General features: G+C 68.8%; 10 protein-coding genes. 7 read left to right on the top strand and 3 right to left on the bottom strand.

Annotated features, from left to right (window positions below):
• Position 1: 1 nt before the first annotated feature.
• Entirely contained in the window at positions 2–2,188 is a 2,187-nt protein-coding gene (locus tag KNO15_RS07825; RefSeq protein ID WP_241702909.1) for an MDR family MFS transporter, read from the bottom strand.
• Between the two features lie 313 nt (positions 2,189–2,501).
• Between KNO15_RS07825 and KNO15_RS07820 the strand changes: the two genes are divergently transcribed.
• Together KNO15_RS07820 and KNO15_RS07815 are read left to right on the top strand one after the other, a co-directional pair.
• Positions 2,502–3,398: an amidase domain-containing protein gene (locus KNO15_RS07820; protein WP_241702908.1), complete on the top strand. Its 897-nt coding sequence runs from the start codon at positions 2,502–2,504 to the stop codon at positions 3,396–3,398.
• A gap of 81 nt (positions 3,399–3,479) precedes the next feature.
• A complete protein-coding gene (locus KNO15_RS07815) occupies positions 3,480–4,307 on the top strand; it encodes a M15 family metallopeptidase (RefSeq protein ID WP_241702907.1) in 828 nt (275 codons plus the stop codon).
• A gap of 90 nt (positions 4,308–4,397) precedes the next feature.
• Here KNO15_RS07815 and KNO15_RS07810 read toward each other — a convergent pair whose 3' ends face one another.
• Positions 4,398–5,639, bottom strand: coding sequence for an LCP family protein (locus tag KNO15_RS07810; protein WP_241702906.1), 1,242 nt, complete (start codon positions 5,637–5,639; stop codon positions 4,398–4,400).
• 261 nt (positions 5,640–5,900) lie between these two features.
• Here KNO15_RS07810 and KNO15_RS07805 point away from each other — a divergent pair, with 261 nt between their 5' ends.
• Positions 5,901–7,043 carry a PP2C family protein-serine/threonine phosphatase gene (locus tag KNO15_RS07805; protein ID WP_241702905.1) on the top strand — a complete coding sequence of 381 codons (1,143 nt, stop codon included), beginning with the start codon at positions 5,901–5,903 and terminating at the stop codon, positions 7,041–7,043.
• A gap of 125 nt (positions 7,044–7,168) precedes the next feature.
• On the top strand, positions 7,169–7,645 hold the full coding sequence (locus tag KNO15_RS07800) for a universal stress protein (protein ID WP_241702904.1): 477 nt from the start codon (positions 7,169–7,171) through the stop codon (positions 7,643–7,645).
• 80 nt (positions 7,646–7,725) lie between these two features.
• Here the strand turns inward: KNO15_RS07800 and pgm are convergent, their stop codons facing one another.
• Positions 7,726–9,345: a phosphoglucomutase (alpha-D-glucose-1,6-bisphosphate-dependent) gene (gene pgm / locus KNO15_RS07795; protein ID WP_241702903.1), complete on the bottom strand. Its 1,620-nt coding sequence runs from the start codon at positions 9,343–9,345 to the stop codon at positions 7,726–7,728.
• Between the two features lie 89 nt (positions 9,346–9,434).
• On the opposite strand from pgm, the gene pheA reads away from it, so the two are divergent.
• The 3 genes from pheA to KNO15_RS07780 all read left to right on the top strand — a co-directional run bounded on the left by pheA (position 9,435) and on the right by KNO15_RS07780 (position 11,920).
• Complete coding sequence (gene pheA, locus KNO15_RS07790; protein WP_241702902.1) at positions 9,435–10,427, top strand: prephenate dehydratase; 993 nt, start codon at positions 9,435–9,437, stop codon at positions 10,425–10,427.
• Positions 10,428–10,448: 21 nt separating this feature from the next.
• A complete protein-coding gene (locus tag KNO15_RS07785) occupies positions 10,449–11,129 on the top strand; it encodes a hypothetical protein (RefSeq protein ID WP_241702901.1) in 681 nt (226 codons plus the stop codon).
• An 89-nt stretch (positions 11,130–11,218) separates the two neighbouring features.
• Positions 11,219–11,920 carry a DUF4190 domain-containing protein gene (locus KNO15_RS07780; RefSeq protein ID WP_241702900.1) on the top strand — a complete coding sequence of 234 codons (702 nt, stop codon included), beginning with the start codon at positions 11,219–11,221 and terminating at the stop codon, positions 11,918–11,920.
• Positions 11,921–11,959 lie beyond the last annotated feature (39 nt).

Genomic DNA, 11,959 nt, shown 5'->3' with positions numbered 1-11,959 from the left:
CCTAGTCGGTCGCCGGGCGCGGTCGCTGTGCGGCGACCGAGGCGGTGTCGACGACCGGCTCGATGAGCGCGCCGGTCTCGCCGGCCACGCGGCTCGCGATGAGACCGAGGTCGGTCTCCTCGAGCTCTTCGCGCTCGGCGGCGTCGGACGCCAGCGCGCCGGCCGGCACAGGCTCGCGCTCGCCGGCCGCCGCCTCTGCTGCCGCGGCCTCCGACTTCGCGTCCGCGGCCTCCTGGAGTGCCGACTTGGCGCGCAGCGGCGGGGTCTTGAAGAACAGCGAGAGCACGAAGGCGACCAGGACCACGATCATCGCGACCCAGTAGACCTGCACCGCCGAGGCGTTGAACCCGACGAGGAACGGCTTGGTGAGCCGCGGGTCGGCGTTGTTCAGGAACGACGTGTCGTTGGTGGCCGAGCTGTTGCTGGACGTGCTCTGGTTCTTGAGCGTGGTCTGGATGGCCGGAACGATGGAATCGACGAACTGCGAACGGGCGGCGGCGTCGGAGAAGTCCAGCGTCACGGTGCCGTCCGCGGCGACGTGAGCGTACGGAGCCTTCTGCTCGATTCCTGCCGCTACTGCCGCCGTCGCCTTCGAGACCGCCTGGGCCTCGGCGGCCGCCTGGGCCTCGGCCGGGATGACGCCGGAGGCGACACCCGCCGCGACGGAGGCCTTGGCGGCATCCTGTGCCTTGGTCACGGTCGCCTGGAGGCCGGCCTGTGCCTTCGCGGTCGACTCTTCGACGATCTTGTTGTAGCTCTGCTCCATGATCTGCTTGTTCTCCGGAGCACTCGCCACCGACGGCGTGAACGCGGCGTCCAGCGCCGAGGTCAGGGTCGCGGTGTCGGTGAGCGACGCCTTGATGTTCGTCGGGAACACCGTGAACAGCAGGGACAGCAGCACGGCCGTGCCGAGCGTTCCACCGATCTGGCGGAAGAACGTGGAGGCCGACGTGGCCACACCCATGTCGCGCAGGCCGACCGAGTTCTGGCTGGCGATCGTCAGCGTCTGCATCAGCTGGCCGAGGCCGAGACCGATGAGGAGCATCGCCCCGGCGATGAACCAGTACGAGTCGCCGAACTTGAGGAACGTCAGGTAGAAGAATCCGCCCGCGAGCATCGCGGTTCCGATGATCGGGAACTGTCGGTAGTGACCGGTGCGGGCGATGATCTGGCCGGAGGCGATCGAGGAGATCATCAGGCCGAGGATCATCGGCAGCAGCTGCAGCCCCGACTCGGTCGGGGTCGCGCCGAGCACGATCTGCAGGTAGAGCGGCAGGGTCAGCATGGCGCCGAACATGCCGAAGCCGACCAGGACACCGATGACGGTCGCCATCGAGAAGGTGCTGGAGCGGAACAGCTTCAGCGGGATGAGCGCGTCATCCTTCATCGCGCGCTCGATGAGGATGAAGGCGACGATGCCGATTGCGCCGATCACGTAGCACGCGATCGAGCCTGCGCTGCCCCAGCCCCAGTCGCGACCCTGCTCGGCCACCAGCAGCAGCGGGACGAGGGCGACGATGACGCCGGCGGCGCCCCACCAGTCGATGCGCGCGGAGCCCCTGTCGTGCTTCGGCAGGTGCAGGAAGCGCATGACCATGAAGAGGGCCGCGATGCCGATCGGCACGTTGATGAGGAAGACCCAGCGCCATCCCGGGATCCAGAGGATCTCGTCCGCTCCGGCGAAGAGACCGCCGATCAGCGGGCCGATGAGGCTGGAGATACCGAAGACGGCGAGGAAGTAGCCCTGGTATTTGGCTCTCTCGCGCGGGGCGAGCATGTCGCCCATGATCGCGAGCGGCATCGACATCAGACCGCCGGCGCCGAGGCCCTGGATCGCGCGGAAGGCCGCGAGCTCGAGCATGGAGGTCGAGAACGACGCCAGGATCGAGCCGACGATGAAGATCACGATCGCGATGATGAACAGCGGGCGGCGTCCGAAGATGTCGGAGAGCTTGCCGTAGATCGGGGTCGAGATCGTCGAGAGGATCAGGTACGCCGTTGTGACCCACGCCTGCTGGCTCAGGCCGTGCAGGTCGTCGCCGATGGTGCGGATGGCGGTACCGACGATGGTCTGGTCGAGGGCGGAGAGGAACATGCCGGCCATGAGGCCGAAGATCACCAGGAGGATCTGGCGATGCGACATGATCGGTTTGGGTGCGGCGACCGCCGCGCTGGTCTGACTGGACATCTGTCTCCGTGTCGAGAGTCGTGTGAGGGGACGCCCGTCACTCGGAACGTCACACCGGTGTGGGGCAAAGAATTTTGCGGAGAGTGCAAAGTTACACCCAGTGCGAGTCTTTCGGCAACGCGAGACTACGCCCTCGGGACGTCGTTCGCCATGGGCGAACACGTGGGTGAACTCGCCGCGATCGCGCGGTCCGGCGCGGGATCCTGCGGGTTCTTCACCCCCTGAATGACCCCCGTCCAGGTGCCGCATAGGTGCCTGGCGTACCGTGGAAGGCACCGACCCGAACACCCTCCGAATCATCCCCGAAGGTCGTATGAGTTCTCTCAGCCGTTCCAGCCGTCTCCTCCCCGTCGCCGCCGTCGCGGCCGCCGCCGCACTCCTCTTCACCGGATGTGCGGGCGAGCCGTCACCCATCACCAAAGCCGTCGCGGGCGCCGCGCCGGCCGCGCAGCAGAAGAACGCGATCGTGTCCGGCATCCAGCCCGCCTCGGGCAGCGTGTCCGGCGGAACGGTGACGATCACCGGCGCCAACCTCGAGAAGGTCGCCTCGATTCAGGTGGGCGGCCAAGCCGCGGCGATCACGCAGGCGACCCCCGACAAGGCCGTCGTGACGGTTCCGGCAGCCCAGAACTTCGCGGCGGGAGCCGTGCCGATCTCCGTCACCGACGCCGCAGGCAAGGCCGTGCCGACCGACGGCAAGACGTACACGTACCAGGTCGTCACCCCCGTCGACCAGCAGCTCGCGTACGCGATGGCCCACTGGAACAACTACAACACCGCCCAGTACGGCGACCTCAACCCGGTCGGCGGTGACTGTGCGAACTTCGTCAGCCAGACCCTGATCGCCCGCGGCTGGCAGATGAACTCCGACTGGTACAACCACGACGCCGCCGCCGACTGGAGCCCGGCCTGGGGATACGTGCCCGCCATGGACAACTACTTCCGCGAGAACGCCGCCAAGCTCGGTCTCACCGAGTACTCGTTCGACCAGCGCGACAAGATCAAGCTCGGCGACATCGTGATGTTCGATTGGAACGACAACGACTCGCTCGACCACGTGCAGATCGTCACCGGCGTGCACGACGTCGACGGCAAGATCACGATCCAGATGGCCGGCCACAACGAGGACAACGACTATCGCGACCTCGACCACACCATCACCGTCGAGCACCCCGGTGCGATCGGCCACTTCTGGAGTCTCTCGAAGTAGCTCGCGGCCGACGCCCAGGTACCGCCGGAAAGCTGCGAGCCGGCTGCGCGGGCGGCCCTCCGGGGAGGCTATGCTCATCGCGTGATTCTGGGGGGTTCCCGCGGAGCGGGGCGTGAAAGAGGCGCGCGTGCGCGCCGACGCGGCGTCGCGCTGGCGGCCGCGGTCGCGGTGCTGCTGGCGCTGTCCGCCTGCACCGTCTCGGCGCCGGCAGCCCGGCGCCCTTCGCATCCCCCGAAGCCGCACGCCACCCAGACGCCGCGTGCGCTGCCCACGGCGACCTCCACCCCGACACCCGTCGGCTTCGACAAGTCCGCCCACTCGGTCGACGACCCGAACAGCATCTGGGTGGTGGTCAACAAGGCGCGCCCGCTGAACCCGATCGACTACACGCCGCCCACCCTCGTCTACCCGGACGTGACCTACGTCAACCGTCAGCCGATGCGCCCGGAGGTCGCGGACGCCCTCGTCGCGATGTTCAAGGCGGGCAAGGCGGAGGCCGGCCTGGACTTCTCCGTGCAGAGCGCCTACCGCTCGTTCGAGTCGCAGACCCGCGTCTACAACGACGATGTCGCCCAGCATGGTCAGGCCTATGCCGACACCGACACCGCGCGCCCGGGTCACAGCGAGCATCAGACCGGGCTGGCCGTCGACATCAGCGCCGTGCCCGCCAAGTGCTCGCTCGACGCGTGCTTCGGGACCACACTGCAGGGCGCCTGGCTCAGCGCCAACTCCTGGAAGTTCGGCTTCATCCTCCGCTACGCCGAGATCACGGCCCCGATCACGGGATTCACCTACGAACCGTGGCACTTCCGCTACGTCGGCGTCCCGCTCGCGAACGAACTCCACGCGGAGAGGGTCAACACTCTCGAGGAGTTCTTCGGGGTTCCCGGCGGAACCGAGTACCACTAGCGCGGCCCGCCGGTACCTCGAAATGAGGACAGCGGCGCCGCTCCGGCTCTTCGTACAGTGGTGGGATGGTGAGCGTCACCCTCATCGACGCTAGTCGTGAAATGGTCGACTGCATGTGACCTGAGCTGCAGTCTGCCCATGAACGTTGGATGGCAGGTCAACTGGATCGTTCTCGTCAGGGGTGGGCTGGTCGGGTGCCGTCCCGTCCGGCAGCTGATCCTGCGCAGTCTCGCTGGTCACTGAACCGAGTCCGGTGTCGCCGGTCAGTTTCACCGCGCGATCATTGCGTAATGCACTCATAAGCAGCTCGGCTTCCTCGATCGTTGGAGCGACGCCGCCGTCCACGTAGTGATTCGGATATTGGACGAAGACGACCTTTGACACATCGATATCCTTCAGTGCGATTCCCAGCGACGCGATCGTCGTGATGTTCTTGAGGCTCTCGGAGAGTTGGATGTTGTTCACGGCGGCTTTGGCGAGGGCGTAGACCTTCAGTGGGTTGCTCAATGTCTCTGCACTTCGAACGGTCCTCACGAGCGAGGACAAGAAGACCTGCTGGTTGCTGATTCGCGCCAGGTCGGAGCCGTCACCCACCCCGTATCGAGTGCGGAGAAACGCCAGCGCCTGAGCTCCTTGCAGAGTGTTGTCTCCTGCTGTGATGTTCAGGCCGGACTTGTCGTCGATGATGTCGCCTTCCACGCAGACCGGAACGCCGCCGACCGCATTCGACATCTCGATCACTCCATCGAACTCGATCACGCCCGCGAAGTCGATGTCCAAACCAGTGAGCTGCTTGACTGTCAGCACGGTGCAAGCCAGGCCTCCGTAGCTCAACGATGTGTTGAGCTTTTGGCGAGTCATTGCGTCGAAGCTGCCCCCGGCTCCATCGGGACACGACGGGATCGGTATGTACATGTCTCGAGGGAAGCTCACGATTGTCGCGTCCCGATGATCCGCCGAGACGTGCAAGAGCATCGTTACGTCATTAAGTGTCTCGCCGCGCACATCGTAGGCGGGGTTTCCGCCGCCGCTGTCGCTGCCGGCGAGGAGTACGTTGAATGCGCCGTCGACAGCTCCCACCTTTGGCGCCATTTCGACACCCCGTTCGTCGACAAGTGCGACGCCTTCCTTCGAGTTCGCTGTCGCATATACATCGAGGGTTGCGTAAGCGACTACCGCGCCGACACTGATGCCCGCGACGAGGATCGTGGTCAACGCCGCCGCCCGAATGGTCGAAAGCGCGCTCCGAGCTTTCAGCCGTCCATGGCGAGCGATCGGTTGGGCTGGGCTGTTCTCCTTGGCTAGCGCTTCGGTTCGCGTGGGCGTGTGCATCGGGTCAGAGTACAGACAAACTCTCAATGTAAAGCGACAATAGAAAATGCAATACTTCACGAATCATCCGTGGCCCGCCGCGCTCGCGACGCGTGCACTGCCCGTGGCGACCGACACCGCGACATCCGTTGGGATCGACAAATCCGCGTGCTCCATCGACAACCCGAACAGCATCTAGGTGGTAATTAAGAAGGCGCGCCTACGGCCGGTACCTCGAAATGAGGACAGCGGCGCCGCTCCGGCTCTTCGTACAGTGGTGGGATGGTCACCGAGGAACGCCGTCACGAAGCACTCGCCGCGCTCGGGATCCTCGATACCGCTCCGGAGGACAGGTTCGATCGCATCACGCGGCTCGCGCAGCGCTTGTTCGAGGTGCCGATGGTGAGCGTCACCCTCCTCGACGGCGAGCGGCAGTGGCGCAAGTCGCATCGCGGACTGACCACGGAGGCCCCGCGCGAGAGCGCGTTCTGCGATCTGACCGCGCGGCAGGACGCCCCGCTGGTCATCGACGACGCCGCCGCGGACGATCGCTTCCGTGACAATCCGTTCGTGGTCGGCGATCCCCACCTCCGCTTCTATGCGGGGGAGCCGCTGCGCGCGGCGGGAGGCGAGCCCGTCGGCACCCTCTGCGTGCTCGACACCGTGCCGCACAGCCTGAGCGCCGAGCAGCTGCAGCTGTTGCGCGACCTGGCCGACTGGGTGCAGGCCGAGCTCGACAGGGACGCGCAGAGCGACGGCGTCGCTGTGGTGCAGACGGCGCTGCTGCCGCGGAGGAAGCCGACGGCCAGAGGCTTCGAGATCGCCGCGGCCAGCGAGGCGGGCGCCGCCGTCGCAGGGGACTTCTACGACTGGTACGACGACGGCGACGGTTTCTGCGTCACGGTCGGCGACGTCGTCGGGCGGGGGATGTCCGCGGCGATCGTCGCGGCGTCCGTGCGCGCGGCGCTCCGGAGCACCACACCGTATGCCGGTATCGAGCGCGCGATGGAGGCCGTCTCGGCCAACCTGGAGGACGACCTGGGCCGGCTGGGCGTCCTTGCGACCGCCTTCCACGCGCGCGTCGCGCCATCGGGGACGGTCGAGTACGTCGACGCCGGGCACGGGCTGGCCTTCGTCGTGGCGGCCGCGGGCGGCGTGCGCAGACTCGAGCCCGGCCTCCCGCTTGGCACGTCGAGCACCGACCGGGTCGCGGCGACCGAGCGGCTCGCTCCTGGCGACTCGCTGCTCTGCCTGAGCGATGGCGCGTTCGACGCGCTCGGCGGGGAGCGCGGACTGCTGCGCGCGGAGGCGATCGTGCGCGGTTCGGCGACCCCCGCAGGTGCCGTCTCGCGCATCGTGAGCGCCGCGCGCGCGGCCGCGCCACTCAGCGAGGCCCTCGCCATCGTCGTGCGCCGCGGCGACTGATCGCCGAACCGCCACAGCCGCCACCGGACCAGGGCTCCGGCCTAGACGTGTCGAGGAGGCCGTGGCAGGCTGCACGCGAGGGCGCGGCGCGTCGCCGCGCTCTGGATCAGTGGGGAGTACCTGTCATGACGGATGAGAACGCAGCGACGACGTCCGAGGGACTGGTTCCATCCGGCGGCCGCGTGATCGTCGGGGTCGACGGTTCCGCGTCCTCCATCGAGGCTCTGCGGCGCGGGGCCGGGATCGCGGAGCGCTATGGAGCGACCCTGACGGGCGTCACGGCGTGGAGCTACCCGGACGCCTGGCACGGCTACGTCGGCGCGGATTGGTCGCCGGAGCAGGACGCCCACGAGATCGCGGCCGAGACCGCGCAGCAGGTCTTCGGTGACACGCTGCCCTCCTGGTACGCCCCCGAGATCGTCGCAGGGTCGCCCGCGTTCGTGCTCATCGAGGCGACGAAGAACGCCGACCTGGTGATCGTCGGCAACCGCGGGCGCGGAGGCTTCGCCGGCCTCCTGCTCGGTTCGGTCTCCCGCTCCATCGCCGAGCGCGCGCACTGCCCCGTGCTCATCATCCGGGGCGGGGAGTCTCCCGCAGCCTGACGCCGAGGGGCACGCAAGCGCCCCTAAACGGCCGTTTTAGGGGCGCTTGGGTGCCCCTCGGGTGAAGAGGAATGCGGGGGTCAGGCGCCGAGGGCGTCGGCCACGATGCGCTTGGCCTCCTCCTGCACCCGGCGGAGGTCGTCCTCGCCCGTGAAGCTCTCCGCGTAGATCTTGTAGACGTTCTCGGTGCCGCTCGGGCGGGCGGCGAACCAGGCGTTCGCGGTCTCGACCTTCACGCCGCCGAGGGGCGCGTCGTTGCCGGGAGCCCGGCTCAGGGTGGCCGTGATCGGCTCGCCGGCGAGCTCGGTCGCGGTGATCGCGTCGCCGTCGAGCTTGCTCAGCGCGGCCTTCTGCTCGGGGCTGGCCGGCGCGTCCACTCGCTGATAGACCGGGTCGCCGAAGCGTTCGGTCAGCTCGCGGTAGAGCTGGGAGGGCGACTTGCCGGTGACGGCGCGGATCTCGCTCGCCAGCAGCGCGAGCAGGATGCCGTCCTTGTCGGTCGTCCAGGCCGACCCGTCGAAGCGCAGGAAGCTCGCGCCCGCGCTCTCCTCGCCGCCGAAGCCGACCGAGCCGTCGATGAGCCCCGGCACGAACCACTTGAACCCGACGGGGACCTCCCACAGCCGGCGCCCGATCGACTCGGCGACCCGGTCGATGATCGAGGACGACACCATCGTCTTGCCGACCGCGGCGTCCGCCCGCCAGCCCGTGCGGGTGCGGAACAGGTAGTCGATCGCCACCGCCAGGTAGTGGTTCGGGTTCATGAGGCCGCCGTCGGGCGTCACGATGCCGTGCCGATCGGCGTCGGCGTCGTTGCCGGTGAGGATGTCGAACTCGGCACTGCGGGCGACGACCGACGCCATCGCCGACGGGCTCGACGGGTCCATGCGGATCTTGCCGTCCCAGTCGAGGGTCATGAAGCCCCAGGTGGGGTCGACCTCCGGGTTCACGACCGTCAGGTCGAGTCCGTAGGTGTCCGCGATCGCCTGCCAGTAGCTGACACTCGCGCCGCCCAGCGGGTCGGCCCCGATGCGGATGCCGCTGTTCCTGATGGCCTCCACGTCGATGATGTTCTTCAGGTCGGCGACGTAGTTGCCGCGGAAGTCGTAGGTCTCGACGCCGCTCGGCTCGGACATCCGCACGTCGCGCATCCCGCCGGCGATGATCTCGTTGGCGCGCTTCGCGATCCAGCTGGTGGCGTCGGTGTCGGCCGGGCCGCCGTGCGGCGGGTTGTACTTGAAGCCGCCGTCGGCCGGCGGGTTGTGGCTGGGCGTGACGACGATGCCGTCGGCCTGGTCGGGATGACCGGCCTTGTTGTAGGCGATGATGGCGTGCGACACGGCCGGGGTCGGCACCCAGTCGTCGAACTCGTCGACCAGCACGCGCACCTCGTTGGCGACCAGGACGGCGAGGGCGGTGGTCGTCGCGAACTCGCTGAGCAGGTGGGTGTCCGCCCCGATGAACAGCGGGCCGGTGATCCCCTGCGCGTTGCGGTACTCGACGATCGCCTGAGTCGTCGCCGCGATGTGATCCTCGTTGAACGCGGTGTTCAGCGACGAGCCGCGGTGCCCGGACGTGCCGAACACCACCCGCTGCTCCGGGATGCTCACGTCGGGCTTCAGCTCGTAATACGCGCGCCGCAGGGCATCGACGTCGATGAGGTCGGAGGGCTGCGCGGGGGTGCCTGCTCGTTCGTCCATGCGACTACTCTTCCACGGCCGCGGGTCGCGGGCGAGAGCGGGCGTGGCCCGCCTCGGCAAGCCCGGCGCCCCTCTATAAGCTGGGGGCCATGTCCAGCGCCCCCGCCGACCCCACCGCCGAGCTGCCCGCCTCCGTCGACGAGGTCTACAGCTTCCTCGGGCCGTCCGGCACGTTCACGGAGGCCGCGCTCGCCCAGGTTCCGGAGGCGCGCGGCAAGCACTGGCGCGCCGTGAACAACGTGGGGGAGGCGCTCGCCGACGTGGTCGCCGGGCGCAGCGTCGCGGCGATGATCGCCATCGAGAACTCGATCGAGGGCGGCGTCTCGGTCGCCCAGGACGCCCTGGCCACCATCCCCGGCCTGCGGATCGTCGGCGAGTACCTGGTGCCCGTCAACTTCGTGCTGGTCGCCCGTCCGGGCACCACGCTCGCCGACGTGCACACGGTGAACGCGCACCCTGTCGCCTACGCGCAGTGCCACCAGTGGCTGGACGCGCACCTCCCCGCCCACGGGCACCTCCCGGCCTCCAGCAACGTGGCCGCCGCGGCGTCGCTGTTCGAGGGCAGCACAGCGGATGCGGCCATCGCCCCGCCCGGGATCGTCGACCACCACGACGTGACCGTGCTCGCCGAGAACATCGGCGACAACCCGAACGCCGTGACCCGGTTCGTGCTGGTGAGCACCTCGCGCAGCGTGCCCGAGCCGACGGGTGCGGACAAGACCAGCCTGATCGCCGAGCTGCCCGACGACCGACCGGGCTCGCTGCTCGACCTCCTGGAGCAGTTCTCCACCCGCGGGATCAACCTCAGCCTCATCGAGTCCCGCCCGATCGGCGACGCCCTCGGTCGCTACCGGTTCGTCATCGACGCCGACGGCCACATCCACGACGAGCGCGTGGCCGATGCCCTGCTCGGCCTGCGACGGTTCAGCCCGTCGGTGATCTTCCTGGGGTCCTACCCGCGTGCCGACGGCGTGCGCGTGGCGTTCGACCAGCGCTACCGCGACGACGTGTTCACCGAGGCGCGCGCGTGGCTGGAGACCCTCGTCGACGACGCCGGTGCCGGTTCGGCCTCCCACGGGTAAGCTGCGCAGCAGGAGGTCGGGATGATCGTGGACGACGAGCAGAAGGACGCCGCGCGCGGCTTCGATCCCCGTTACGACCCGCAGTTCCAGCGTGGCTACCGTCCGCAGCCGGGTGAGCAGCCACGCACCCGCGTGCGCACCGCGCCCGCGCCGGATCCCGCGGGCAACCCGCAGAGCGAACGAGCACGGGAGGACGACAGAGGCTCGTCGGCGGAGGCCGCCGCCCTGTCCGTGAACCCGGCCGCACTGCCGCACGTCGCACCGGGCGCCGTCGACGCCCCCTCCGGCGCTCCCGTCTCACCCGCGCCGGCCGACCAGACCGCCGAGCGCCCCGAGCTCGTCCGCGCGTACGCCGTGCCGGCGCCGAGCCTCCTCGACCGGCTCGACCTGTCCCCGAGGCGCAACCCGCTCATGCTGGCGCTCTGGATCGTCGGCGCGGGGCTCGTCGTGCTCGGCATCGTGCTCTACTCGGTGTCGGTGAGCATCTCGTACACCGGCTCGACGCCGTCGAGCGACGTGGGTTCGCTCGTGATCTCGCAGCTCGGCTGGATGCTCGCCGGCCCGATGATCACGATCGGGCTGGCGACGCTGGTGGCGCTGCTGTTCCTCACGGCGCTGGCGGGGAGGCGGCCGCGGTCCGTCCCGTTCGGCGACGACTCCGTCGACGGCCGTCTCGGCGAGGACGGCGACAGGCTGCGTTAGCCGGTCGCCCAGGATCCCTGGCGATCGACGGCGACGAGCCGGGGAGGATCCGCAGGATCCGGCGGTCGCACCGCCACAATGAGAGGCCTATGGCCTCCGATCCCATCCAGCCTCCCGTCGGCTTGCCGCAGACGGCACCGCCCCCTCAGCCCTGGACCCGCTACGAGCCGGGGATGCCGCCCTACGCGCCGGAACCGACGACGAACGTCATGGCGATCGTGGCGTTGGCGGGCTCCTTCTTCGTCGGCATCGTCGGGATCGTCTGCGGGCACATCGCTCTCGCGCAGATCAAACGGACCGGCGAGAAGGGCCGGGGCCTGGCCCTGGCCGGAACGATCATCGGCTATGTGCAGACGGGCTTCGTCGTCCTCTGGACGCTGGGCGTCGTCGTCGCGATCGTGGTCGGAGGCATCACGACCTCCCCGTCGTCGTCGAGCGGCGCGACCGCGGAGGCCGCGCCGACCAGCGACTGCTCGACGGTCGAGAACGCGTCGCTCGCGCTGTCGACGGCCCTCACCGACATCGCCGCCTCCTCGTGGGAGGACGACCCGGCGACCGCGAAACAGGCCGTGGTAGACGCGACCTCCGCGTTCGAGGACAGCACCTCCGGGGTCACCGACTCGACGCTGTCCTACCGGCTCAACTCCGAGCAGATGGATCTCGCCAAGCTCAGCTCCGCGTTCGTCGACTACGAGGCGGCCGACGCCGGGCAGAGGGATCCGCTGCCGGTGGCCAACGCGATCACCACGACCTCGCGCGACCTTCTGGAGCTCACCACGTCCTGCCGGTGACGGCACCCGCTTCGACCGCCTTCCCGAACGCGACGAAGG

Origin of the sequence: Leifsonia shinshuensis (assembly GCF_022606355.1) — a bacterium.
Classification (GTDB): Bacteria; Actinomycetota; Actinomycetes; order Actinomycetales; family Microbacteriaceae; genus Leifsonia; species Leifsonia shinshuensis_B.
Note: the sequence above shows the minus strand (reverse complement) of the source record. Positions and strands in the feature narration are given on the sequence as shown.